Annotated in this window: 24 protein-coding genes; 2 read left to right on the forward strand and 22 right to left on the reverse strand. The window is 46.6% G+C overall.

Going from position 1 to position 24,049, the window contains the following annotated elements:
• Window positions 1-9 precede the first annotated feature (9 nt).
• On the forward strand, window positions 10-522 hold the full coding sequence (locus tag DWW77_RS04595; protein WP_059086750.1) for a DUF4364 family protein: 513 nt from the start codon (window positions 10-12) through the stop codon (window positions 520-522).
• Between the two features lie 28 nt (window positions 523-550).
• Here the strand turns inward: DWW77_RS04595 and DWW77_RS04600 are convergent, their stop codons facing one another.
• From DWW77_RS04600 to infC, 11 genes are all read right to left on the reverse strand, one after another.
• Window positions 551-1,873 (reverse strand): replication-associated recombination protein A, encoded by a 1,323-nt coding sequence (locus DWW77_RS04600; protein ID WP_059086749.1) that lies wholly within the window; start codon window positions 1,871-1,873, stop codon window positions 551-553.
• A 182-nt stretch (window positions 1,874-2,055) separates the two neighbouring features.
• Window positions 2,056-2,820: a polysaccharide deacetylase family protein gene (locus DWW77_RS04605; RefSeq protein WP_118608179.1), complete on the reverse strand. Its 765-nt coding sequence runs from the start codon at window positions 2,818-2,820 to the stop codon at window positions 2,056-2,058.
• A 102-nt stretch (window positions 2,821-2,922) separates the two neighbouring features.
• Window positions 2,923-3,543, reverse strand: a complete 621-nt coding sequence (locus DWW77_RS04610; protein ID WP_059086748.1) for a cytidylate kinase-like family protein — start codon at window positions 3,541-3,543, stop codon at window positions 2,923-2,925.
• A 10-nt stretch (window positions 3,544-3,553) separates the two neighbouring features.
• Window positions 3,554-4,264 carry an ABC transporter ATP-binding protein gene (locus DWW77_RS04615; RefSeq protein ID WP_015526086.1) on the reverse strand — a complete coding sequence of 237 codons (711 nt, stop codon included), beginning with the start codon at window positions 4,262-4,264 and terminating at the stop codon, window positions 3,554-3,556.
• Window positions 4,265-4,278: 14 nt separating this feature from the next.
• Window positions 4,279-5,037: an ABC transporter ATP-binding protein gene (locus DWW77_RS04620; RefSeq protein ID WP_021651650.1), complete on the reverse strand. Its 759-nt coding sequence runs from the start codon at window positions 5,035-5,037 to the stop codon at window positions 4,279-4,281.
• A 2-nt stretch (window positions 5,038-5,039) separates the two neighbouring features.
• Window positions 5,040-6,113 (reverse strand): branched-chain amino acid ABC transporter permease, encoded by a 1,074-nt coding sequence (locus DWW77_RS04625; protein WP_173722504.1) that lies wholly within the window; start codon window positions 6,111-6,113, stop codon window positions 5,040-5,042.
• Window positions 6,114-6,123: 10 nt separating this feature from the next.
• The gene (locus DWW77_RS04630; RefSeq protein WP_118063755.1) at window positions 6,124-7,008 is read right to left on the reverse strand and encodes a branched-chain amino acid ABC transporter permease; all 885 of its coding nucleotides are present in this window, start codon (window positions 7,006-7,008) and stop codon (window positions 6,124-6,126) included.
• Window positions 7,009-7,104: 96 nt separating this feature from the next.
• Window positions 7,105-8,262: an ABC transporter substrate-binding protein gene (locus DWW77_RS04635; protein WP_015526089.1), complete on the reverse strand. Its 1,158-nt coding sequence runs from the start codon at window positions 8,260-8,262 to the stop codon at window positions 7,105-7,107.
• Window positions 8,263-8,498: 236 nt separating this feature from the next.
• On the reverse strand, window positions 8,499-8,855 hold the full coding sequence (gene rplT / locus DWW77_RS04640) for a 50S ribosomal protein L20 (RefSeq protein ID WP_015526090.1): 357 nt from the start codon (window positions 8,853-8,855) through the stop codon (window positions 8,499-8,501).
• 33 nt (window positions 8,856-8,888) lie between these two features.
• Window positions 8,889-9,086 carry a 50S ribosomal protein L35 gene (gene rpmI, locus DWW77_RS04645; RefSeq protein WP_021651646.1) on the reverse strand — a complete coding sequence of 66 codons (198 nt, stop codon included), beginning with the start codon at window positions 9,084-9,086 and terminating at the stop codon, window positions 8,889-8,891.
• 83 nt (window positions 9,087-9,169) lie between these two features.
• The gene (gene infC / locus DWW77_RS04650; RefSeq protein WP_015526092.1) at window positions 9,170-9,664 is read right to left on the reverse strand and encodes a translation initiation factor IF-3; all 495 of its coding nucleotides are present in this window, start codon (window positions 9,662-9,664) and stop codon (window positions 9,170-9,172) included.
• A gap of 440 nt (window positions 9,665-10,104) precedes the next feature.
• On the opposite strand from infC, the gene DWW77_RS04655 reads away from it, so the two are divergent.
• Window positions 10,105-10,428 carry a DUF1540 domain-containing protein gene (locus DWW77_RS04655; RefSeq protein ID WP_118608128.1) on the forward strand — a complete coding sequence of 108 codons (324 nt, stop codon included), beginning with the start codon at window positions 10,105-10,107 and terminating at the stop codon, window positions 10,426-10,428.
• A 123-nt stretch (window positions 10,429-10,551) separates the two neighbouring features.
• On the opposite strand, the gene ftsZ is transcribed toward DWW77_RS04655, so the two are convergent.
• The 11 genes from ftsZ to mraZ form a co-directional block, all read right to left on the reverse strand.
• Window positions 10,552-11,715, reverse strand: a complete 1,164-nt coding sequence (gene ftsZ, locus DWW77_RS04660; protein WP_330364150.1) for a cell division protein FtsZ — start codon at window positions 11,713-11,715, stop codon at window positions 10,552-10,554.
• Window positions 11,716-11,954: 239 nt separating this feature from the next.
• Window positions 11,955-13,238 (reverse strand): cell division protein FtsQ/DivIB, encoded by a 1,284-nt coding sequence (locus DWW77_RS04665; protein ID WP_118608129.1) that lies wholly within the window; start codon window positions 13,236-13,238, stop codon window positions 11,955-11,957.
• Entirely contained in the window at window positions 13,235-14,515 is a 1,281-nt protein-coding gene (gene murA / locus DWW77_RS04670; RefSeq protein WP_286187986.1) for a UDP-N-acetylglucosamine 1-carboxyvinyltransferase, read from the reverse strand. Before murA ends, DWW77_RS04665 begins: the two co-directional genes overlap by 4 nt.
• 27 nt (window positions 14,516-14,542) lie before the next feature.
• On the reverse strand, window positions 14,543-15,643 hold the full coding sequence (locus DWW77_RS04675; protein WP_114002112.1) for an FtsW/RodA/SpoVE family cell cycle protein: 1,101 nt from the start codon (window positions 15,641-15,643) through the stop codon (window positions 14,543-14,545).
• Window positions 15,644-15,697: 54 nt separating this feature from the next.
• Window positions 15,698-17,053 (reverse strand): UDP-N-acetylmuramoyl-L-alanine--D-glutamate ligase, encoded by a 1,356-nt coding sequence (gene murD / locus DWW77_RS04680; RefSeq protein ID WP_118608131.1) that lies wholly within the window; start codon window positions 17,051-17,053, stop codon window positions 15,698-15,700.
• A gap of 14 nt (window positions 17,054-17,067) precedes the next feature.
• Window positions 17,068-18,024: a phospho-N-acetylmuramoyl-pentapeptide-transferase gene (gene mraY, locus DWW77_RS04685; RefSeq protein ID WP_015526100.1), complete on the reverse strand. Its 957-nt coding sequence runs from the start codon at window positions 18,022-18,024 to the stop codon at window positions 17,068-17,070.
• A gap of 63 nt (window positions 18,025-18,087) precedes the next feature.
• Window positions 18,088-19,854 carry a peptidoglycan D,D-transpeptidase FtsI family protein gene (locus DWW77_RS04690; protein ID WP_182431188.1) on the reverse strand — a complete coding sequence of 589 codons (1,767 nt, stop codon included), beginning with the start codon at window positions 19,852-19,854 and terminating at the stop codon, window positions 18,088-18,090.
• Between the two features lie 67 nt (window positions 19,855-19,921).
• Window positions 19,922-21,991 carry a peptidoglycan D,D-transpeptidase FtsI family protein gene (locus DWW77_RS04695; RefSeq protein WP_286187987.1) on the reverse strand — a complete coding sequence of 690 codons (2,070 nt, stop codon included), beginning with the start codon at window positions 21,989-21,991 and terminating at the stop codon, window positions 19,922-19,924.
• A 30-nt stretch (window positions 21,992-22,021) separates the two neighbouring features.
• The gene (locus DWW77_RS04700) at window positions 22,022-22,591 is read right to left on the reverse strand and encodes a hypothetical protein (RefSeq protein ID WP_015526105.1); all 570 of its coding nucleotides are present in this window, start codon (window positions 22,589-22,591) and stop codon (window positions 22,022-22,024) included.
• A 22-nt stretch (window positions 22,592-22,613) separates the two neighbouring features.
• Window positions 22,614-23,549: a 16S rRNA (cytosine(1402)-N(4))-methyltransferase RsmH gene (rsmH, locus tag DWW77_RS04705; protein WP_118608132.1), complete on the reverse strand. Its 936-nt coding sequence runs from the start codon at window positions 23,547-23,549 to the stop codon at window positions 22,614-22,616.
• 35 nt (window positions 23,550-23,584) lie between these two features.
• Window positions 23,585-24,016, reverse strand: coding sequence for a division/cell wall cluster transcriptional repressor MraZ (gene mraZ / locus DWW77_RS04710; protein WP_021651636.1), 432 nt, complete (start codon window positions 24,014-24,016; stop codon window positions 23,585-23,587).
• Window positions 24,017-24,049 lie beyond the last annotated feature (33 nt).

The raw sequence follows: 24,049 nt of genomic DNA on the forward strand, positions 1-24,049 counted from the left end.
AGGATTCTTATGGCATCACCTTTTACAACCTATAAGCTTATTATTTTATATATGCTGCAGAATTCCGATGGGGATCTCACAAATTCCCAGATCACCGATTTTATCCTGGACCGGAAATACACCAATTATTTTCAGCTCCAGCAGGCAGTTTCCGAACTTGTGGAGGCAGATCTGGTGGAAATGTCTTCACAGTCCAACCGCAGTTACTATCGATTGACCTCCGAGGGAAAAAACACTCTGAAATATTTTTCCAAAGAACTTTCCTCTGACATCAAGAAAGAAGTGGAAGAATATCTCAATTCCCTCCACTGCAAGATCGAAGAACATCTCCTGACTCCTGCAGATTACTATCCCACCAAAGAGGGCAGCTACTCGGTACGTCTGCGGATCATCGAAAGCGGCGTCAGCATCGTTGATCTCAGCATCAATGTGCCAAATCTTGCTGCTGCACAGTCTGTATGTGAAAGCTGGCCTTATAAATACCAGAATGTTTATGACAAAATAATGGAGGAGCTTCTCTGAGAGGCTCCTCCGTTTTACTTATATTCATTTATTTCGCTTCTTCGTGGATCTTCTTCATATGCTCTTTCAGTTTCTTTTCATATCCCATATCACTGAGCTCGTAAAAATGTTCTCCTTCGATTTCTGATGGCAGATACTGCTGTTTTACATAGTGATTCGGATAATCATGGGCATATTTATATCCGATACCATGACCCAGACTTTCGTGGCCACCATAATGGGCATCCTGCAGATGCACCGGAACGGTTGTCTTCTTCGCCTTCACGCAGCGCATGGCTTCCTGTATAGCATTTACTGCAGAATTGCTCTTGGGTGCACAGGCCATGTATGTAACTGCCTGGGAAAGAATGATCTGGGACTCCGGCATTCCCACACGTTCCACTGCCTGTGCTGCTGCCGTTGCCACGCAGAGGGCCTGTGGATCTGCGTTTCCGATATCTTCGGAAGCAAGGATCATGATCCTTCTTGCGATAAATTTCACATCTTCTCCTGCATAGAGCATTTTTGCCAGATAATAGACTGCCGCATCCGGGTCGGAGCCTCGCATGCTCTTGATAAAGGCAGAAATGATATCATAATGATTGTCCCCGTTCTTATCGTAGCGCACCACACGCTTCTGGATACACTCAGAAGCCACCTCAAGGGTCAGATGGATCTTACCGTCTGTATCACGAGGTGTGGTGAGGATTCCCAGTTCTATGGCGTTTAAGGCGCTTCTGGCGTCTCCTCCTGCCATATCTGCCAGAAATTCCAGAGCATCCTCCTCGATCACCGCCCCATAGCTTCCCATTCCACGTTCCGGATCGTTAACCGCACGCAGGATCAGTTCCTTTATCTCCGGTATCTCCAGGGACTTCAATTCAAAGATGATCGATCTTGAAAGAAGCGCTCCGTTTACCTCAAAATATGGATTCTCTGTTGTGGCCCCGATAAGAATGATGGTCCCGTCCTCCACAAAGGGAAGAAGATAATCCTGCTGTCCCTTGTTGAAACGGTGGATCTCATCAATGAACAGAATGGTCTTTTTTCCATACATGCCGAGATCGTCCTGTGCCTGCTTTACAACTGCTTCCATATCTTTCTTCCCTGCTACAGTTGCATTAATCTGGGTAAAGCTGGCGCTTGTGGTATTGGCGATGACTTTTGCCAGGGTGGTCTTTCCGGTTCCCGGAGGGCCGTAAAAAATAACAGATGTCAGCTTATCCGCCTTTATGGCACGATACAGCAATTTATCTTTTCCTACGATGTGCTGCTGTCCCACCACCTCATCCAGTGTTCGCGGACGCAGCCTGGATGCAAGAGGTGACTCCTGATCCAGCGTTTTTGACTTTGCGTATTCAAATAAATCCATGGCTTTCACTCCTGTATTTTCTGTAAAAAGCGGATATTCACGATCCGTATTCTTTTCATAGATTTGTATCCGGCAACGATCGTTTCATTTGTTTCCGGCATACGGACAGATTCCTTATTTTTATAATTTTACCTGTTTGCACATAAAAAAGCAATCGTTTCTGCCTTTTCGGCAAATCACAGTTACATCACCAGCAGCTGATCTGCAGTTACCAGGTCATATCCTTCTTCCGTAAGCATATCCGCGATCTCCAGGGCCGCTTCCACGGAGGTAGAAAAGCTGTCATGCATCAGGATAATGGAGCCATCCTTCACTTGTCTTTTTACGATATTTTCCACAGAACGGACATTTTTTGATTTCCAGTCCAGGGTATCCACATCCCAGAATACCGGCAACATGGTCACACAGAGCTCCAGATCCTTCGGCCAGGCACCGTAGGGCGGGCGAAGATACATGGGATATTCTCCGGTGATCTCGTAGATCTCATTATTCGTCTTTATGATCTGCTGACAGGCCTGATCACCAGGAATCTTATCAAGCTGCACGTGATCATACGTGTGATTACCGATGAGATGACCGTCTCTCTGCATCTGCGTTACGATCTCCTCATTTCCCCGGATATTTTTTCCCATAAGAAAAAATGTGGCATGGATTCCACGCTTCCGCAGGCCATCCAGAAGCAGAGGTGTATATGTTGCATGTGGTCCATCATCAAAGGTAAGAGCCACACGTGGACGATCCTCTTTTTCGCTTCTGTCAGAGGCTGTCTCAGCCACCGGTTCTGCTGCTTTTTGTCCGTACTGCGCCGCCACCAGCCGGAGCATCCCCTCACCGGCGATCATTCTGGTCACCCGCATCCGAAATGCACTGTCTGAGATTTTTCCATATCCGCTGAGCAGGATCAATACCATTGCCACTACACAGAAATATTTTTTTCGCTTATCCATATTTCCCGCCGGATCAAATATACTTTTCCACAATATATGAAAAAATCCCCGGGAAAAGACTTTTGGCTTTTCTTTCCCGGGGAATATTCTCTGATATATGTCTTATTTTTTCAGGATCTCAAGTGCACTCTCGATCTCCTCCACGCATTTCTCATAACCAAGGGTACCGTTATCCAGGCACAGATTGTATTTCGTCATGTCTGCCCAGTCAACACCCATGAAACGTTTGCAGAAATCTTCTTTGCGTTTGTCATCCTTCTGCATAAATTTCTCAATATCCTTTGTAGTTCCGCTGAGCTTCTTACTTGCCTCACGGATACGGAAATCCCAGTCTCCGTAAACAAACACACGAAGAACATTGGAATAATCCTTCAGGATCATATTTGCACAACGTCCGATGATCACACAGGACTCTGTTTCTGCCAGCTGCCGGATCACCTTTGCCTGATAATTAAACAGGTTCTCATCGGATGTAAAATCCTTGCTCTGAGGCGGGATCAGCTCACCCTTGTAGATTCCGGACTTTGCAAAAAATCTCTGCTTTGTGCTGACATTTTCATCTGCCCTTCCAAAAAGCTGCTCATGAATGCCACTCTCCTCGGATGCCATACGGATGATATCCTTATCATAGTAAGAAATCCCTAATTTCTTTGCAAGCTCCTCTCCGATGGTACGTCCACCGCTTCCATACTGTCTTGCAATGGTAATTACGAAATTATCCATGTCTTTCCCCCTACTCTCCAAGATATGCCTTCTGAACGGCCTCGTCATTCAGAAGATCCTCTGCCTTTCCATCCATAGTAATGCTTCCTGTTTCCAGAACGTACGCTCTGTCCGCAATGGAAAGAGCCTTCTTCGCATTCTGCTCAACCAGAAGCACTGTAGTTCCGCTCTCACTTACCTCGCGGATAATGTCAAAAATCTCATTTACAAAAATCGGCGACAGACCCATAGACGGCTCATCCATCAAAATGATCCTTGGTCTGCTCATCAGTGCACGTCCCATGGCAAGCATCTGCTGCTCACCACCGGAAAGTGTTCCGGCACGCTGTCCTTTACGTTCTTCCAGACGCGGAAATCTCTTGTATACACCAGCAAGGCTCTCTGCGATCTCTGCCTTGTCTTTTCTTGTGTAAGCTCCAAGAAGAAGATTCTCATAAACGGACATATCCGCAAATACTCGTCTTCCTTCCGGAACGTGTGCCATTCCCATTTCTACGATCTTATGGGCTGGTGTTCTTGTGAGGTCTTTTCCCTCAAACACAATGCTTCCGGACTTCGGAGAAAGAATTCCGGTAAGTGTCTGAAGTGTGGTTGTCTTTCCGGCACCGTTGGCACCGATCAGCGCAATAACCTCTCCCTGATTTACATGAAAAGAAATTCCCTTCAGGGCCTGGATCACACCATAGTAGACCTGGAGGTCCTTTACTTCCAACATTGCCATTGTCTCGTTCCTCCTTATTCTCCCAGATATGCAGTGATAACCGTCGGGTCTTTCAGCACTGCAGATGTCTCACCCTGGATCAGTACCTGACCGAAGTTCAGAACTGTAAGTTCCTCACAGATACCGCCCACCAGTTTCATGTCGTGCTCGATCAGAAGAACAGTCATATCAAAATGCTCCCGCACAAAACGGATAGTATCCATCAGTTCCTGTGTCTCATTCGGGTTCATACCAGCCGCCGGCTCATCCAGGAGAAGAAGCTTCGGCTCTGTGGCAAGAGCTCTGGCAATCTCCAGCTTACGCTGTTTACCATAAGGCAGGTTACCTGCCAGAGTGTCTGCTTCCTTATCCAGATCAAACACCCTCAGTATCTCCATGGCACGTTCGTTCATCTCTTTTTCTACCTTGTAATACTTCGGCAGCCTTAAGATTCCGGTCAGTGTGGAGTATGGATGATGATTGTGAAGTCCTACTTTTACATTGTCAAGAACCGGCATATCCTTGAAAAGACGGATATTCTGGAAGGTTCTTGCGATTCCGGCCTTGTTGATCTCAATGGTGCTTTTTCCTGTGATGTCCTGGCCGTCCAGTTTAATGATTCCCTCTGTAGGCTTGTACACGCCTGTAAGAAGGTTGAATACAGTTGTCTTACCGGCACCGTTAGGTCCGATCAGTCCATAGAGCTGTCCCTTCTCAATGGTCATATTAAAGCCGTCAACAGCACGAAGACCGCCGAACTGGATAGACAGATTATTTACTTCCAGCATTGCCATGATCAGGCCACCTCCTTTTTCTCTTTTTTGCCTTTAAATTTCTCTACCATGCGTGCTCTCCAGTCTCTCGCCGCCGGTGCCCAGTTAAAGAGCATCATGATGATCAGTACGATAGCATAGATCAGCATACGGTAGTTTGCGAATCCACGGAGAAGCTCAGGCAGTGCATAGAGGATAATGGTTGCAATGATAGATCCTCTGATATTTCCGATTCCTCCAAGTACTACATACACAAGTACCAGAATGGACATATTGTAATCGAATACAGAAACCTTAAGAAGAGAAAGGTTATGTGCATACAGCACACCTGCAACTCCTGCAAGGGCTGCAGAAATGGTAAATGCCAGCAGCTTATATCTGGTGATATTGATTCCTACAGACTCCGCTGCAATACGGTTGTCCCTGGTTGACATAATAGCACGTCCGCTTCTGGAATTTACAAGGTTCTGTACAATAAACAATGTGAGAAGAAGCAGGATCACGCCGATCAGGAAAAAGTAATTCTTGATATCTTTATAAAGAGTTGCTGTTCCCGAAATACCAAGGGCACCTTTGAGAATCTGCTTTCCGCCGGCTTCCAGATGAAGACCTGCTGCACTTGTTGCAACGTGAAGTCCCTTGTCATCCACGCCAATGTAAAGTACATTGATCAGGTTCTTGATGATCTCACCAAAAGCCAGTGTAACAATAGCCAGGTAGTCACCGCGGAGACGAAGTACCGGAATACCGATGATCACACCAAACAGTGCTGCAACTGCCGCACCTACAAGGATTGCAAGGATAAAGCGAGGAACCTGCGGAATGGAGTCTGCAGCAACCTGTGAAAACAGGGCACTGGAAAAAGCTCCCACGCACATGAAGCCCGCATGTCCAAGGCTCAGCTCACCGGAAAAACCGACTACCAGGTTCAGGGAAACTGATGCAATGGTATAAACACAAAGGGGAACAAGAAGTCCCATAAGAAGTCTGGAAAGATTTCCAGTTGAGGAAAGTGCCTGTACGATCACAAAAAGCACAATGACAATTCCATAGTTGATCATGTTATTTTTTGTTGTTTTGTTTTTCATATTCTTCATATCGGCCACCTTACACTTTCTCCTGGATGTTCTTGCCGAACAGTCCGGTAGGTTTTACAAGAAGCACGACGATCAGGACTGCAAATACGATCGCATCTGCAACCTGGGAAGAAATATAAGCTTTTCCGAAGATCTCGATGATTCCCAGAAGGATGCCGCCGACCATAGCTCCCGGAATCGAACCGATTCCACCGAATACAGCAGCTACGAAAGCTTTGATACCAGGCATGGCTCCTGTGTACGGAGTCAGCGTCGGATAAGTCTGACAGAGCAGAAGGCCTGCGATCGCTGCAAGTCCGGAACCGATGGCAAATGTGAGGGAAATTGTCGCATTGACGTTAACTCCCATCAGCTGTGCCGCATCTCTGTCCTCGGAAACCGCCTGCATGGCACGGCCAGGTTTTGTCTTTTTTACAAAGAGGGAAAGTCCCACCATGATAATGATACATGCAAGGATGGTTACGATGGTGATTCCCTTGATGGTAAGCTCACCGTCAAACAGTGTGATGGACGGAACTTTGACAACAGCTACGAAACTCTTGGCATCTGCGCCGAAGATCAGAAGTGCCAGGTTCTGAAGCAGATAACTGACACCGATAGCCGTGATAAGAACGGCCAGGTTTGAGGAAGCTTTTCTAAGTGGACTGTAAGCTACCTTCTCAATGACAACACCAAGCAGTGTACAGATCACAACGGAAAGGATCACAGCAAGGATCGGTGACATGCCGCCTCTTGTGATACAGGTAAGGATGATATAAGCTCCCACCATGATAACATCTCCGTGTGCAAAGTTCAGCATCTTGGCAATACCATAAACCATGGTATATCCAAGTGCGATGATTGCATAGATACTGCCAAGACTGATGCCGTCTTTTAAATAAGATATAAAACTCATAACGCACCTCTTTTAATTGTTTATTGATAAGGGAAAAAGGGGACGGTTCCCACTAAAGGTGACCGTCCCCTGACCCCTAACGTTAACAGAAATTACTTATTTCATCTCTACATAAGCACCGTCTTTGATCTCGAATGCTTTCGGCTCTTTATCACACTCGCCATCCTCGGTCCATTTTGCTTTTCCGGTAAGTCCGTCAAGCTCGATGTTTGCCATGGATGCGCTCATTGCTGCACTGATGTCTGCATTTTCCATATCTGGTGTGATCTTTGCATCGTCAGCTGCAAGCTGCATTGCGTAAAGTACATCATATGTATCTGCCGCAAACTGGTTCGGGATCTCACCGTTGTGAGCATCGCCGTATGCTTTTACGAAGTTCTGGCTCTTCTCATCTGTAGCTGTTGCGGAGAATGGTGTCAGAAGCATAACACCCTCTGCAAGGGATTTATCGAAGTTCTCTACATTGAGGATACCATCCATGCCATCTACACCAAAGAATTTAATGTCAAGTCCTGCCTCAGATGCCTGCTGAAGGATCAGCGCATTGTCGGAATAGTAGTTCGGAAGGAAAAGAAGCTCAGCGCCGCTCTTCTTGATCTTTGCAAGCTGTACAGAATAGTCTGTGTTGCTGTCTGTTGTGTAAGCCTCATCTGCAACTACTTCAAGTCCGTCATCAGCAGCTGCTGCAACGAATGCGTCATGTACACCGGAGTTGTAGTCAGCAGCGGAATCATAAAGTACTGCTACTTTCGTTGCAAGTTTGTGCTCGGAAATGTACTGAGCAGATTTGGTTCCCTGTGCCGGGTCTGTGAAGCACATACGGAACTCGTTTGTTCCTGCTGTGATACAGTCAAGTGCTGTTGCGGATGGTGTGAAGAGGAATGTATCCTCAGCTGCCTCAGCTCCTACTGCGATACAGGAACCGGATGTTACAGTTCCACAGAGCATCTGCATTCCTTTATCGATCAGGTCATTGTATGCGTTAACAGCCTTCTCCGGATCTCCCTGGTCATCACCTGCGTCAAGAATCTCTACTTTATATCCGTTGAATCCACCGTTCTCGTTGATCTCATCAGCTGCGATCTTGGCTGCGTTGTATACGTTGGTACCGTACTGTGCGTAATCACCTGTCATCGGTCCGATCACACCGATCTTAAATGTCTCATCTGCTGCAAAAACTGATGTAGGCATCATCATCGCTGCTGTCATCGCTGCTGCTGATGCAACGCCGATTACTTTCTTCCAATTCTTCATAATAATCTCTCCTCCTGCGCTTTGTCGCGTTACTAATGTTTAATGGTAAAATTATAGCATCGCATATTTTTTATTTCAAGGGCAAATTTAGTTATCTGTTGTTTTTCGTCTGATTGCACAACGCGGACACTTGTCCGCTGTACAGCTTGTGTCGTTTTTCGGCAAATTGTCTGAATTTTTTTACAAAAAAATCCAGGGAAAAATTCCCTGGACTCCTTCGTCTCTTAATACTTTACTTATGCGATTGCTTTCTTAGCGATCTCAGCAAGAGCTGTGAAGCCTGCTGCATCGTTAACAGCCATCTCTGCAAGCATCTTTCTGTTGATGTCGATGTTTGCAACCTTAAGGCCGTGCATCATTTTGCTGTAAGAAAGTCCGTTCATTCTTGCTGCTGCGTTGATACGAGCGATCCAGAGCTGTCTGAACTGACGTTTCTTCTGTTTTCTTCCTGCATAGGAGCTTGTAAGAGCTCTCATTACAGACTGTTTTGCTACTCTATACTGTTTGGAACGGGCTCCTCTGTAGCCTTTTGCCAGTTTTAATGTACGGTTATGTCTTTTCTTTGCGTTTAATCCGCCTTTAATTCTTGCCATTTCTTAATTCTCCTCCTGTTCGTCTTCTCTATCTTATAAATATGGTAATACTTTCTTCATGCTCTTTACATTAGTAGAATCAACAACAGTAGATTTTCTCAGATTTCTCTTTCTCTTCTGAGATTTCTTTGTAAGGATATGGCTCTTGTAGGCTTTATTTCTTACTAATTTTCCTGTACCTGTTTTTTTAAAGCGCTTTGCTGCTGCTCTGCAAGTTTTAATTTTTGGCATTATGAATTCCTCCTTGATTTGGTACTTCTAAATTTTATATAGCATCCCGTTCTGCCCGGCTGTTGCCGTGAAGACTGAGATATCTACCGTTTCTCAGTCAGAAACATAGTCATGCTTCTGCCTTCTACCTTCGGAGCCTTCTCTACAGTCGCTATATCGGACAGAAGATCTGCGAAGTCATCAAGCACATGCCTACTGCTGGACATATGTGCCATCTCTCTTCCGCGGAAACGAAGTGTAACCTTAACTCTGTCGCCCTTGCTAAGGAACTTTCTTGCTGCATTTACCTTCGTCTTCAAATCATTCGTATCAATGTTCGGGGAAAGACGCACTTCTTTGACATCGATGGTTTTCTGCTTTTTTCTGGCCTCTTTTTCTTTTCTTGCAAGCTCGTAACGGTATTTACCGTAATCGATGATCTTGCATACCGGCGGTTTCGCCTGTGGGGCAATCTTTACAAGGTCAAGTCCTGCCTCCTGCGCTTTCGCCATCGCTTCTCTGGCGGACACGATTCCAAGCTGAGCTCCGTCCGGACCAATCAAGCGTACCTCTCTGTCTCTGATCTGTTCGTTAATCATTAAACCGCTAATTGTTGTACACCTCCATGAACATGATAGAATTATTTTTTTCTTTCTCATTAATGTAGCTTAAGCCGCACAAAAAAAGCGCAGACAGATGTCCACACTTCAAATAATTACACCTGCGCACTGATGGTTGATCCGTTCGCAGTACTGTGCAATATTAACCTGAGTCGCTTATCTTCAGCGCTGAGGTGAGAGTGAACTCTGCTTTCTTTTCGCTACGTACTTTAAGAGGATACCATGGTGTCTGCTATTTGTCAACTGTTTTTTATATTATTATGTATTTATTTTTTGAGTATAAATTTTTCTTCTTCCGGACATACTATGCAACATCGGAATCTGTCAAGCCTTACCGCAGTGCTGACGATCAGACAGGATGCGCATTCCGACAGGCTGACGGTTTCCGGTAAAATCATAATTATCAGGAGGACACTTTTATGACAAGTCTTAAATGCTCCGCACACAACTGCTGCTATAACAAAAATTCTCTCTGCTCCAGGGGATCCATCAGTGTCGAAGGTGCAGATGCTCGTTATGCGGACGACACCGCCTGTGAAAGCTTCCGTGACCAGGAAGAGTGTGCTGTAAAAAATTCCGCAGATCCCTGCTGTGGGTGTGAGACCATTAACATCGACTGCAAAGCACACAACTGCACCTACAATGAGCACTGCAAATGCACCGCAGCTTCCATCAATGTATCCGGTACCAATGCACATCGCTGCTGTGATACAAAATGTGATACTTTCAGCTGCGAATGCTGATATCCTGAACAGAAATCCTGTTTCCATACAGAGCAGACATTCCTGTTTCTTTTGATCAGAAAGTCAAAAAGATCCGGCAGCGTTCCAGATGGAGTCTCTGCCGGATCTTATCATGTTCATTTATTATCTGTTCTTAAGAAAATCCGGGATCTGGATGTCCTTTTTCTGAACAGTGCTTGTAGGAGCCTTTGTTCCAAACTGTGTGGAATTCATAGTCGGCAGGCTGAAGCTTGGCATGTTAAGGTTCATACCGCCTGGCTGTGACTGGCTTGTTTTTTTGGTGTTTCCGAATACAGAATTGGAAGCTCTGTTTCCAAATGGTGTGTTCTGAAGGTTATTGTCTGTAAGACCTGTAGCAATAACTGTAATTCTCGCATAATCTGCAACAGAATCATCATACATAGCACCAAAGATGATGTTTGCATCCTCACCTGTAAGCTCCTGTACATAGCTTGCAGCATCGTTGGCATCCATAAGAGAAATATCTCCGGAAATGTTGATGATCACATGAGTAGCGCCCTTGATGGTTGTCTCAAGAAGCGGAGAAGATACCGCCTGCTGTACAGCCTCCATAGCCTTGTCATCACCTCTTGCCTCACCGATACCGATATGAGCGATTCCCTTGTCTGTCATGACTGTCTGCACATCTGCAAAGTCAAGGTTGATCAGAGCCGGCAGATTGATCAGGTCTGTAATACCCTGTACTGCCTGCTGAAGAACCTCATCAGCCTTACGCAGTGCTTCCGGCATGGTTGTTCTTCTGTCAACGATCTCAAGTAATTTGTCATTGGGGATGACAATCAAAGTGTCAACTGCTTTCTTCAGATTTTCGATTCCCGCAAGTGCATTGTTCATACGGGTCTTTGCTTCAAAACGGAAAGGCTTGGTAACAACACCGACAGTCAGGATACCCATCTCTTTTGCCGCACCGGCGATCACAGGAGCAGCTCCGGTTCCGGTTCCGCCTCCCATACCACAGGTAACGAAAACCATGTCCGCTCCCTCGATGATCTTCTTAACTTCCTCAATGCTCTCCTCAGCTGCCTTCTGTCCAACCTCCGGCTGTGCACCGGCGCCGAGACCTTTCGTAATTTTCTCACCAATCTGAAGTACAGTCGGAGCTTTACACAGTGTCAGAGCCTGTTTATCGGTATTAACACCTACAAACTCAACTCCGCCAATGGCCTCTTCCACCATTCTGTTTACCGCATTATTACCTGCGCCGCCTACTCCAATTACAATAATTTTCGCAGAAGACTCAGCCTCATTCGTCATTATCTCTAACAATGTACTTCCTCCTTTATTTCTACCTGATATCCGATTCAGTGTAATAATCTATTCCAAGCTACATATACACATAGTTATATCATATATTTTTTTCGGTAATTAATCAACCACTAATTTTGTTTTTTTATACTTTTTTCACTAAATTTCGGCACTGTTTCTATTAACCGGAACATTTACAAAACAATCTCTGGCAAAATGTCCAAATACTGGTACTATATATTAAGAAAGCTTTTTTATCTTTACTCATAATCGGACTCATCACTGTAATCGCTGTACGAATTTTCATCATAATCCTCAGCTCCCTCTTCCTGATCACTGCTGTAATCAGCCTCTTCCTCGGTGCTGTCCGTACTGCTGTCTGAAGAGTCTTCTTCATTTTCTGTATCTTCGGTATCCGTACTCTGAGCATCTGGATTTTCGGAGTCTGTTCCGTCTCCGGAGCTTTCTGCCGAAGCCTGATAATCCTCCAGAGTGCCTACGTAATTGCCATCACGGTCATATTCACTGACTCCGTCATAGCCTCCGTCTTCCCGGTAACCGCCCTTCCAGTTTCCTTTTTCTGCCATGGTTTCTTCTGTGGGGGCTTCGCCTACATAGGTCATGTTGGCATCGTACTCACCACTGCCTGTGTAATCTCCCTCTTCATCATAGCCACCTACCCAGTTTTCCTGCGCATACTCCAGATCCGTCTGCGGTTTCGGTCCTACACAGTTGCCATTTTCATCGTATTCGCCTTCTCCGGTGTAATTTCCTTCCTCATCATAGCCTCCGGTCCAGTTTTCTGCGGAAGTCTGGCTCTCATCCTGTTCCTGCTCCAGGGTAATGTTCTTGGAATTATCATTTACATTTTCTGCATGGAGAATTCCTTTTTTTCCGGAAATCATCGGAAGGATAGCCAGAACTCTGGTCATTTTGTCTTCCAGATATTCATCCTTTCCAAGTTTAACTGTGATATCCCCGTAAACAAGACTGATCTGTCCGTCGTCTTCAAATTCAATGTGATCCGGAACCTTATCATTTTTTGCAAAAATAGTAGAAAGAGCAACTGCCGTGTTCATCACCGTTTCATCCTTGATGGGGAGTTTCTCGTTCTGGATCACTTTTTTGACTTTGATCCCGTCAAAAAACGGGATTTTTTCGTTACGTTCCGTGGATCCTTCCACAAAAATACCGTTTCTGTCAAAATAAATATAACTGTCCAGATAAGGGATACAGCCAACGATATCCTTCTCCTTCACACTGACACAAATGGTGTGCCGGTTCAGCCTTGTTACGGTATAGCCTTCTATAAAGGGAACATCCTTTGTGTTCTGCTTAGTATAAAGAAGCGGTGCAAGAACAGAATTGGATGCCAGCGGCCCCCTAAGCACCATCTTCCTGATCTGTTTTTCAGAATAATGGCTGCTGCCCATCACCTGCACTTCATCTACCTGATAATACGTAAAAAAGAAAATAATTCCTGCCAGCAGCAGGACAAGAAGTCCGCCAACTGCTTTCAGTGGCTTTTTTTTTGATGTTTTCATAAAGTTCCTCTGTCCTTTATCAGCAGACCGCCCAGTGCGGTCAGATCCTCACAGATATGTTCATAGCCTCTTTCTATGAAACAACAGCCCCGGATCCTGGTAATCCCCTGCGCGGCAAGTGCTGCGATCACAAGTGCTGCACCACCGCGAAGTTCCTCTGCTTCCACAGTACAACCGGTCAGGGGCTGCCCTCCGTATATCACAGCAACTCCATCCCGGATCTGGATCTGTGCTCCCATTTTACAGAGCCATGAAGCTGTTTTATATCTGTCTTCAAAAATCTTCTCGCGGATCCTGCTCACTCCCGGGATCGTGGCCAGTACCGCCATCGCAGGAGACTGCAGGTCTGTAGGAAATCCCGGATAAACTTCTGTTTCCAGAAGCTCCAGGGGAAAACCTGTATTTTTTCCGTTGACTATTAGTTTACCACCTACCCTGCGGCATTGTCCACCCATTTTCCGATATACGTCCAGGATTCCATCCATTTCCTCCAGAGGCGGATTTTCCAGGATGATCTCTCCTCTGGTTGCCGCCGCTGCCATGAGATAGGTTCCGGCGACAATACGGTCTGGTGGAATGCAGCCATCGCCAGCTTCAAGCTTCTCCACCCCTTCAATACAGATACAGCCATTTTCACGAATCCGGATCCTTGCCCCCATTCCGGTAAGATAATGGCAAAGCCAATAAATTTCCGGTTCACAGGCGCAGCCGTTAAGGACTGTTTTCCCCTCTGCAAGGACCGCTGCCAGAATGCCCTGTTCTGTAGCACCTACACTTCTTTTTTGAAAAAACACCTCTGCGCCTCGGAGTTTTCCACAGGATGCCCGGATCATCCCGCCGTTTTCCACCACAGTTGCCCCAAGGCGGCGCAAAACCTGGATATGAAGATCCACCGGCCGCTTCCCGATCACACAGCCGCCGGGATATCCTGTCTGTGCCTTTTTGCTCCGCCCCAGCATTGCTCCCATTAAGATCACGGAAGAACGCATTTTTCCGGAATAACACTCCGGTATCATAGTGCCGTCCGCATGGCTGCAGTCCAGATAAAGATCTTGACCTTCCCACCAGGTTTCTGCACCCAGATATTTCAGGATCTTTTCCATCAAATATACATCACTGATTCTCGGGCATCCCCGCAGTACACTGGTCCCGGTGCTTAAGAGTGCTGCTGCCATAACCGGAAGTGCCGCATTTTTTGACCCCTGGATCCGGACGCTTCCATGCAGCGGCCTGCCTCCGGTCACGATGATCTCATCGATCTCATTCAAGTATTCCACTCCTAAAAGGGCCTCTTACTTGTTATTCTATGTGATCCTTCCATGTCTGTGACTGCTGACACTTAAGGCCAGCCCCATTTCCCCCAGAAGAAAAACAACAGAAGTTCCGCCATAGCTTACAAAGGGCAGAGTGATCCCAGTGTTGGGAATCGTATTCGTTACTACTGCAACATTCAGAACTACCTGGATCGCCATATGTGCCATGATCCCGGCGCACAGCAGCGTTCCCTGCAGATCCCGGCAGTTTAATGCCAGAATACAAAGCCTCCAGATCAGAATACCAAACAGAAAAAGTGTCAGAAAGGCTCCCAGTATCCCCGTTTCCTCACACACAATAGAAAATATCATATCATTCTGGGCTTCCGGGACAAATCCCAGCTTCTGCAGACTGTTCCCGAACCCCTTGCCGAAGATCCCTCCGCTTCCGATCGCATACAGGCCCTGTATGGTCTGAAATCCTTTTTCATATTTTTCCGGATTCCGCCAGATTGCCAGGCGTTCCAGACGATAACTCTCCGCGGCAAGAAAAACCGCAATAAATCCTATCCCCGCACCTCCAAGTGCGAGAAACTGCAGATACCTGGGATTGGCCACAAAGATCAGCAGCACACCGATCCCCAGAATGATCACCGCTGTGCTTAAGTTATTGGAGCCCACCAGACCTGCTACCGGAAGCAAAGTCATCATAGTCCTGCAGATAAACCAGAATCCGGTTGTTTTGCTTTTTGTATTGCTGATCTGCCACACCAGAAACAATATCACTGCCACCTTGGAAAACTCCGACGGCTGAAAGGAAAGCGGCCCCAGGTTCAGCCACCTCTTCGATCCATTGATCTCCTGTCCGAAAAGCAGGACTGCAGCAGACAGAAAAAGCGAAAAAATATAGGCAGCCGGCGCCAGCTTTACAGACAGCCGGTAATCTACCCGTGATGCCAGATACATAACAAGCAGCCCCAGTGCCGTGGCAAAGAGCTGCTTTTTAAAATAATAGGCAGAGTCGTGGAAACGTACTCTGCCATTATATTCACTTGCCGAAAAAAGCGCCCCGAGTCCCAATACCACCAGAATCAGAACCAGTACCCAGAGAACGGTATCTGTCTTTCCGGTCTGTTTCTGTCCTGCCTTCATGCATGGCCTCCACAGTGGTCTTTATTTCAGCTTATGTATGTATTTTTCGGATTATTACAGTGCTTTCACGTATTCCTTGAACATGTCACCGCGCTGCTCATAATTATCAAACTGTCCCCAGCTCGCACATGCCGGTGAAAGCAGAACTGCATCTCCGGGATTGGCTTTTTCCGCACAGACCTGGACAGCTTCCTTCAGATCCTCGCAGAGGATGATATCTGTAAATCCAAAACGTTCTGCTGCTGCTTTGATCTTCTCTTTCGTCTGACCGATGAGAACAAGATAACGGACTTTTCCGTCGAAGGATTCTATCCACTCATCATAGCTGGATTCCTTGTCATAGCCACCGCCGATCAGAAGAGTCGGACGGTTCATTGCCTGAATCCCCTTGATGGCCGCATCCGGATTGGTTCCCTTGGAATCGTTGTAATATGCAACACCGTTTTTCTCTGTCACATACTCGATTCTGTGTGGAACTGCCACAAACTCACAGACACTCTTGCGGATACTCTCCACAGAAACGCCCGCATAATATGCCATGGCTGCTGCTGCCATTACATTCTCGTGATTATGACGTCCCAGGATCTTAAGCTCTCCGGTTTTTACGATCGGGATCTCTTCTTTTTCTGTTTTGAGAATGATCTGGTCTCCGTCCAGATAGATTCCCTGATCCAGTTTGCGAAGACTTGAGAAATATACCACCTTCGGAACGATATTTTCACCGAATTTACGAAGGACTTCATCCTCGTAATTCAGAACACATACATCTTCCGGTCCCTGATTTTTGGTGATCAGCTCTTTTACACGGATGTATTCCTCCATGGTATGATGACGGTTCAGATGGTCCTCTGTGATGTTGAGGATCGCACTTACCTTCGGGCGGAACTGGTCAATAGTCTCCAGCTGAAAGCTGCTGATCTCCGCAACAGTTACGGAATCCTCCCTCATCTCCAATGATTTGGATGTATATGCAGTTCCGATATTTCCTACAACAAATACAGATTCACGGGCATCTCCCATGATCTTTCCGAGAAGTGCTGTTGTTGTTGTCTTACCGTTGGTTCCTGTGATCGCAAGAACCTCTCCCTTGCCTGTACGGTAGGCAAGCTCCACCTCGCTCCATACCGGAAGGCCCTTTTCATAGAAGCTCTTTACCAGCGGCAGGTCTGTGGGAACTCCCGGACTTAGCACTACAAGATCAAGACTGTCCAGCGCTCTCTCCGGAAAATCTCCGGCCCAGATCTCCGGGGTGTATTTTCCGTTTGTTTTATGTAAAACTGTCTCTTTATCAAGATCTGCGTTTCCGTCATAGATCACCGGCTGTGCTCCTGCACTTCCAAGCAGATCAGCTGCTCCGATGCCGCTTTTTCCGGCTCCGAAAACGAGAACTTTTTTTCCTTTTAAATCCATTTTTCTGTTCCTCCTTATAATGCCAGGAGAGCGATCAGGCACATAATAGCAGTTACAACAGAGAACACTGCAACAACTCGTGTCTCGGACCACCCACAAAGCTCAAAATGATGGTGGATAGGCGCCATCTTGAAGATTCTTTTTCCGTGTGTTGCCTTGAAATAGGATACCTGGAGCATAACAGACAATACCTCCACAAGGTAGATCAGTCCGACCAGGATGATAAACAGCGGCATCTGCATGGCATAAGCCACACCAGCCACAAAGCCACCCAATGCCAGAGAACCGGTGTCTCCCATAAATACCTTGGCAGGATATACATTAAACAGAAGGAATCCCATCAGACTGCCCACAACTGCACAGGTGATCGGTTCCACACCACTGTTCATTCCAAGGGAAACCACCGTAAAGAATACTGCCACGATCAGGGTAACACTGGAAGCCAGTCCGTCAAGTCCATCCGTAAAATTGACTCCGTTTACTGTACCGATCACCGCAAAGAACAGTACCGGAACTGCAAACCATCCCAGGTTCAGATAATGTCCGCTCCAGAACGGGATCTTCATAGTCAGGGATACGTTGGAATAATTTACAAGATAAAAAGCAAATACAGCTGTCACAACGATCTGCAGTGCCATTTTCTGCCATGGCAGAAGTCCGTCAGAACGCTTCAGAACTACCTTCAGATAATCATCCAGAAATCCGATCAGTCCAAATCCCAGTGTCAGGAAAAGTACCGGGATGATCATCGGATAATCTCTGATATAAAACAGTGATGTTACAGTTGTTGCAATGAGAAAGATCACTCCACCCATAGTAGGGGTACCGTTCTTTTTCAGGTGGGACTGCACACCCAGCTCTCTCTCTGTCTGTCCCATTTTAAGTCTTCTTAAAAAAGGGATAACAATCGGTCCTAATACAAGGCTGATCGCAAATGAGATCAGCACAGGGATCACAACATGAAACTCCATCCTCACACCTCTAATTCTTTCGTTTTTTTATACTTCTTCAACAGTATAAGGCTTTTATCCTCATTAATCAACCCCATCTGCCCGGTTTTCCCCGGATGGAGTTTCCGTAACTGTCCTCTCGATCCCAAGATAGGGAAGTACATTTTCAAAAATACTGCGTACCACCGGTGCGGCAATGATCCCACCATAATACATACCCTGGGGTGCATAGATGATACAAAGAGCCAGGACCTTCGGAGCCTCTGCCGGGGCAAACCCCAGGAATGAAGAAATATATCTGCCGGAGCCTCTGGGCAGTGTCTGAGAGGTAGCTGTTTTTCCCCCAATGGAAAACCCCTGGATCCCGGCATTTTTTCCGGAGCCTTCTGAAACTACAGTTTCCAGGATCGTACGTACTGTCCGGGAAGTCTCACCGGACACGATCCCGCTTTCCACCGGATATTCCAGTGTCCGCACCTTTGTCCCGTCCGCACTTTCCACGCTGATCCCAAAATGAGGTGTGATCCGGTTTCCGCCATTGATGATCCCACTGACGGTTGTTGCAAGCTGGATCGGTGTGATCTGAAACGACTGGCCAAAGGATACCGTGGCAAGCTCCACCTCTCCCATATTTTTGGGGTTATGCATGATCGTTCCTGCCTCTCCCGGAAGATCTATTCCTGTTTTTTTCAAAAGTCCGAACTGTTTAAAATATTTGTAATAACGGTCTGCTCCAAGCCGCAGACCCACCTCAATAAATACCGGGTTACAGGAGTTCTGGGCACCTTCTACAAAACTCTGCGCACCATGTCCTGTTCTCTTTGCACAGTGGATCCGCCGGTCCTCCACCACCTTATAGCCCGGACAGAAAAAACGATCCTCTGTTGACACCACTCCTTCCTCCAGCCCTGCTGCCATAGTGATGATCTTAAAAGTCGAGCCAGGTTCATAGGTATCATTCAGGCAGGGGTTTCTCCACATCCGGTTCAGAAGATCCTGCTTCTTTTCTCCCTCTGCTGCTGTTTCTTCTGTATTCAGAGTAAACGGATCGTTCAGATCAAATTCAGGCACATTGACACAGGCATAGATTTCTCCGTTCTGAGGGTTCATAAGCAGTATGGAAACTCTCTCGGCCTGTTTTTCTTCCATGACTTTACCGGCTGCCTGCTGCACATATTCCTGGATATTAACATCCAGACTGGTACGCAGAGTATTTCCTGACACCGGTTCCTTCCTCCGTTCTCCGGTTCCGTCGATCTCCACACCACGTGCATCCGTAACTGTGAGGATCTTTCCAGGCTCTCCTTTCAGTATCTCATCGTATTTCACTTCAAGACCAATGATCCCCTGATTATCACCTCCGGTAAATCCCAGTACTTTTGAAGCGAGAGATCCATAAGGATAATATCTCCGATAATCCTCATCTACCTTCACTCCCTCAAGGTCATATTCCCGGATCCTGTCTCCAATGCTTTTTTCCACGTTTGTCTGTATTCTTTCAATAGAAGAAACTTTTTCAACTTTTTTCCGGATTTCCTCTTCTTTTACAGACAATGCTCCGGACAGTACACGGATCACTTTTTCAGGATCTTTGATCTGGCTGTGTATCACCGATACTGTGCAGACTGTCCGGTTATCTGCCAGAATATTTCCCCTGATGTCCAGGATCTTTCCCCTGGCTGCTTTTATGTCACGTTCCCTCTCATGAAGATCCTCCGCCTTTTTTGAATAATATTCTGCCCGGACGTTCATAAGATACCAGAGTCTTCCCACAAGTCCCAGAAGAAGCATTATGCAGATCAGAAAAACCATCCATATTTTTTTCCTGTGATAAACCATGGTCCGGATCATAAAAAAATCCCTCTCAGAGGTCGTCACTGTAATATATGACGTTCCCCTGAGAGGGTATTCTTTTTATCTATTCCAGACCGGCCTCCTCGTTGGTAAGACCTTCGCTCTGCATATCGTTATTATCTTCGGTATCACTGTCCTCCGACTCATCTTCCGGCGGACTTGGTACATTCTCATCGGAAATTGCCTCCTTCTGCCCGTCTGCGCCGGTTCCTGTTGCAGAATCGCTGATTCCCTTAAAAAGTTCCCACAGCTCTGTAGTCGGAACTTCTCCATCCTCTGCCTCATCCGGCTGTACATTCAGATACGGAAGTGCTTCGGAAAGGATTCCCTGTGCAATGTACTGTGCGTACGTACTGCTTGCCTGATCATCTACCTTCGGCTCATCCACGACTACATAGATCACAAGTGCCGGATCATCTACCGGTGCAAATCCGATAAAGGATACCAGATACTTGCCATTGCCTCGCGGAAGCTTCTCGGCAGTACCGGTTTTACCACCGGAGCTGTAGCCCTGCACCTTGGATGTACGGCTGGTACCATGGTCTACGCTGGCAGCCATGTAAGAGCGGATATCTGCAGATATCTTCTCGGAAATCGTCTGCTTCATCAGTGTCGGAGAGATCGTTTTTACGATTCCGCCGCTGCTGTCCTTGATCTTCGTCACCAGATGAGGCTGATAGTAGTATCCTCCATTGATCACAGAACACATTGCATTGATCTCCTGTATCATGGTCAGTGTATAGCCCTGTCCGAAAGCAGAGCATGCAAGCTCCGTTTCTCCCATGGTATCGCTGGTATGGATCACACCGCTTCCCTCATTGGGAAGATCGATACCGGTTCTTGTTCCGAAATTGAAAACGCTCTGTGTCTTAAGGAAATTATCTTTTCCCATCTTTGCTGCGATCTGCATCATACCATCGTTGCAGGAATTGGCAATGACATCGGAAAGAGCTTCTGTCCCGTGAGCATCCGGCCATACCGCACATTTGATAAAAGTAGTCGCACCTTCCGCTCCAAAAGACTGTCCGCCGTCACAGACAAAATTATCGCTCTCGGAAATCGCTCCCATTTCAAGTGCGGAGCCCATAACGATAGGCTTTACAACCGATCCAGGCTCGTAGGCATCTGTCACACAGAAATTACTCCACATTCCGTTCAGCGCTTCCACGGTTTCCTCATCGTTCATGGCAGCGATCTCACTCTGGGAATACACATTTGAAAGATCTCTCGGGTTATTTAGGTCATAACGGTCACCGCCGTCCATTGCCAGGATCTCTCCTGTTTTCGGATCCTCGATGATCACGCCTACATTTTTGGCTCCCATCTTTTCTTCAAAGGTATTTACGTATTTTTCCACGATCTGCTGAAGTCCCAGATCCAGCGAAGTCTCAATGCTTTTGCCATCCGTCGGTTCGATAATCGTCTGTTCTACGTCGGAATTGTTGTTGATGTATCCGTATTGTCTTCCATCCACGCCGGTAAGTGTCGCATTGTAATATCCTTCCAGTCCGGCATCCGCCACATCTCTGGAAAGTGTAAATCCAATGGTATCACAGGCAGTCTCATTAAACGGATAAGATCTGAGATAATCTTCTTCAAACCATACACCTGTGATCTTGGAACGTTCTTTCAGCTGCGTGGCAGTCAGTTCACTGTCGTCTCCCGGATCTTCGTATTTTTCGAAGGCTTTTTTGTCGTCCATGGAGATCTGTTTCTTTACGATCTGATACTGACTTTCCTTTGTACCGCTGTCGGTGAGAAGCTTCCGCATCTCATCTTCATCAAGTCCCAGAACTTCTACAAGCGCCTTGATGGTAGGCTCCACGGAATCCTGATCCTTATTGACCTCCAGACAGTCAAGAATCACATTATAGACCTTGTTGCTGGTTGCCAGGATATTCCCGTTCCGGTCATAGATATCTCCTCTTTTTGCCGGGAGTGTCTGATTTTCATATTTCTGCTGAGCCTGACTCAGCACCTGCTTTCGATATTTGCTTCCGCTGGTGGCATTGATATAGGTAATTCTTGCCACCAAACCGACTAAAGCCAGCAACACTAAGGAAAATAGTACTGCCAGCTTTTTCTTCATACTGTAATTTATTTTTTTTACCGGCCTGCGCCTTCTTGTACTCAATCGATCACCTGCTTAAAAACTGTACTTCTGTTACTTGTGTGTGTCCACATCCTGATACTGTCTCACATAACTGTTTCCTTCCGTGGTATAGGTCTGTATCTGATCCTCCGAAGGATATTTCATTCCAAGCTCGCCGATAGCTTTTTTCTTGATCTCGCTGATATCCACTGCAGAAGTGACCTGACTGTAATATGCATCGTTATCTTCTTTCAGCTGTGCAAGCTCAGATTCCAGATTTGCAACATTTTTCATACTCGCCGTGATTTCGGATTTTACCTGAAGATAATTGATACAGGTAAAAAGTACCGCGATGGAAACTGCTGTAAGAAACAGAACGAACCCCTTGTTCATGGCCATTGCCTTTTCCCGGTTCCGCTGTGCCTGTCTGCTTACCACCTGTTTTGCCGGTGTCACAGGTACTGCGGATTTCTGTTTTCTTTTCTGAGCCAGCCGTCGTCTTTCCTGTATCTCGGGCAGATCAGTCCTCTGAGGAACTTCCTGCAGCCGTTTTACCGCATTTCCCTGAACATACATTTCTCTGCTGTTCCTGACGGTATTTCGATTTCTTCTGGCTGTAGTCCCTCTTCCTGTCTTCGCCATTTGCCTACCTTCCATCTCTTAACTACATTTTCCGTTCAAAAATACGAAGCTTCGCACTTTTGGATCTCGGATTCTCTTCCATTTCCTCTTTTCCCGGTAAGATCGGTTTTCTTGTGATCACCTTACCCTTGGATTTCTTTCCGCATACACAGACCGGAAAATCCGGCGGGCAGGTACAGGGATTTTCATTTTTTCGGAAAATGGTCTTGACAATCCTGTCTTCCAGAGAATGGAATGTAATGATACAGATCCTTCCTCCGTCATTCAGGAGATCGATCATGCCGTCCAGGGAATCCCTGAGCACGTCAAGCTCCCGGTTGAGCTCAATACGTATTGCCTGAAAAGTCCTCTTGGCCGGATGTCCTCCTGTAGCCTGTATTTTCATGGGGATCGCACCCCGTATGATCTCTGTCAGTTCTCCGGTTGTCCGGATCGGTGCCTGCTCTCTGGCAGCCACAATGTGTTTCGCTATATTTTTGGCAAATTTATCTTCGCCGTAATCGCGGATAATCCGATACAGCTCCCGTTCCTCATAACCGTTGACTATATCACCGGCTGTACGGCTCTGTCTTCTGTCCATTCGCATGTCCAGAGGAGAATCGTACCGATAGGAAAAACCTCTCTCTTCATTATCCAGCTGATAAGATGACACTCCCAAATCCAGCAGGATCCCGTCCACCTTCTCAATGCCACGGGATCTCAGCTCATCTGCCATGTAACAATAATTGCTGCGAATGATTGTCACCTGATTAAAGGCTGACAGCCGTTCACTCGCAGCAATTATCGCATCCTGGTCTTGATCTATGCCAATAAATCTCCCCTTGGCAGAAAGTTTCTTACACACCTCTGTGGCGTGTCCCGCTCCTCCTAAAGTGCCATCCACATAGATTCCATCCGGCTTTACCCTTAAGCCGTCAATGGTCTCATTGAGTAATACAGATTTATGCTTAAATTCCATATCCGTCTCCTGTGGGATTTCTACCTGCGTTATGCTCAAATGACGATTCCTATGTTCTGCATGCTTTCCGCAATGCTGTCCATATCATCATAATTGCAGTTCTCGCTCCACTTCTCTTTGCTCCAAACCTCGATCCGGTTCAGATTACCCGTAAGCACCACATCCTTATCCAGACCAGCGAACTGGCGCAACGTCTGCGGCACCAGGATTCTTCCCTGCTTATCCAGCTGACATGTTGTAGCTCCGGCTACAAAGAAACGTGAAAAGGTTCTTGCGTCTTTATTTGTAAGTGGTAATGCTCGGAGTTTCTCTTCAAAAGCAACCCATTCATCCATCGGATAAATAGAAAGGCAACCATCCAACCCTCTTGTCAGTACGAACTCTTCCCCTAAGAGTTCCCTGAACCTGGAAGGGATGATCAGACGCCCCTTCGCGTCGATCGTATGATTATACTCGCCCATGAACATGAAACCCACCTACTCTCGTGAAACACGATTCTC

Source organism: Ruminococcus sp. AF17-12, from assembly GCF_003479245.1.
GTDB classification, from domain to species: Bacteria; Bacillota; Clostridia; order Lachnospirales; family Lachnospiraceae; genus Blautia_A; species Blautia_A fusiformis.

What these genes read in the sequence shown, in the direction of transcription:
- mraZ (WP_021651636.1), bottom strand. Translation starts at nt 24,016, where the DNA reads ATGTTCATGGGCGAGTATAATCATACGATCGACGCGAAGGGGCGTCTG.
- DWW77_RS04675 (WP_114002112.1), bottom strand. Translation starts at nt 15,643, where the DNA reads ATGAAGGCAGGACAGAAACAGACCGGAAAGACAGATACCGTTCTCTGG.
- DWW77_RS04655 (WP_118608128.1), top strand. Translation starts at nt 10,105, where the DNA reads ATGACAAGTCTTAAATGCTCCGCACACAACTGCTGCTATAACAAAAAT.
- infC (WP_015526092.1), bottom strand. Translation starts at nt 9,664, where the DNA reads ATGATTAACGAACAGATCAGAGACAGAGAGGTACGCTTGATTGGTCCG.
- rpmI (WP_021651646.1), bottom strand. Translation starts at nt 9,086, where the DNA reads ATGCCAAAAATTAAAACTTGCAGAGCAGCAGCAAAGCGCTTTAAAAAA.
- DWW77_RS04700 (WP_015526105.1), bottom strand. Translation starts at nt 22,591, where the DNA reads ATGGCGAAGACAGGAAGAGGGACTACAGCCAGAAGAAATCGAAATACC.
- DWW77_RS04690 (WP_182431188.1), bottom strand. Translation starts at nt 19,854, where the DNA reads ATGATCCGGACCATGGTTTATCACAGGAAAAAAATATGGATGGTTTTT.
- rsmH (WP_118608132.1), bottom strand. Translation starts at nt 23,549, where the DNA reads ATGGAATTTAAGCATAAATCTGTATTACTCAATGAGACCATTGACGGC.
- rplT (WP_015526090.1), bottom strand. Translation starts at nt 8,855, where the DNA reads ATGGCAAGAATTAAAGGCGGATTAAACGCAAAGAAAAGACATAACCGT.
- DWW77_RS04665 (WP_118608129.1), bottom strand. Translation starts at nt 13,238, where the DNA reads ATGAAAACATCAAAAAAAAAGCCACTGAAAGCAGTTGGCGGACTTCTT.
- DWW77_RS04625 (WP_173722504.1), bottom strand. Translation starts at nt 6,113, where the DNA reads ATGAAGAATATGAAAAACAAAACAACAAAAAATAACATGATCAACTAT.
- murD (WP_118608131.1), bottom strand. Translation starts at nt 17,053, where the DNA reads ATGGATTTAAAAGGAAAAAAAGTTCTCGTTTTCGGAGCCGGAAAAAGC.
- mraY (WP_015526100.1), bottom strand. Translation starts at nt 18,024, where the DNA reads ATGGAGTTTCATGTTGTGATCCCTGTGCTGATCTCATTTGCGATCAGC.
- DWW77_RS04600 (WP_059086749.1), bottom strand. Translation starts at nt 1,873, where the DNA reads ATGGATTTATTTGAATACGCAAAGTCAAAAACGCTGGATCAGGAGTCA.
- DWW77_RS04595 (WP_059086750.1), top strand. Translation starts at nt 10, where the DNA reads ATGGCATCACCTTTTACAACCTATAAGCTTATTATTTTATATATGCTG.
- DWW77_RS04615 (WP_015526086.1), bottom strand. Translation starts at nt 4,264, where the DNA reads ATGGCAATGTTGGAAGTAAAGGACCTCCAGGTCTACTATGGTGTGATC.
- DWW77_RS04620 (WP_021651650.1), bottom strand. Translation starts at nt 5,037, where the DNA reads ATGGCAATGCTGGAAGTAAATAATCTGTCTATCCAGTTCGGCGGTCTT.
- DWW77_RS04610 (WP_059086748.1), bottom strand. Translation starts at nt 3,543, where the DNA reads ATGGATAATTTCGTAATTACCATTGCAAGACAGTATGGAAGCGGTGGA.
- DWW77_RS04635 (WP_015526089.1), bottom strand. Translation starts at nt 8,262, where the DNA reads ATGAAGAATTGGAAGAAAGTAATCGGCGTTGCATCAGCAGCAGCGATG.
- DWW77_RS04630 (WP_118063755.1), bottom strand. Translation starts at nt 7,008, where the DNA reads ATGAGTTTTATATCTTATTTAAAAGACGGCATCAGTCTTGGCAGTATC.
- DWW77_RS04605 (WP_118608179.1), bottom strand. Translation starts at nt 2,820, where the DNA reads ATGGATAAGCGAAAAAAATATTTCTGTGTAGTGGCAATGGTATTGATC.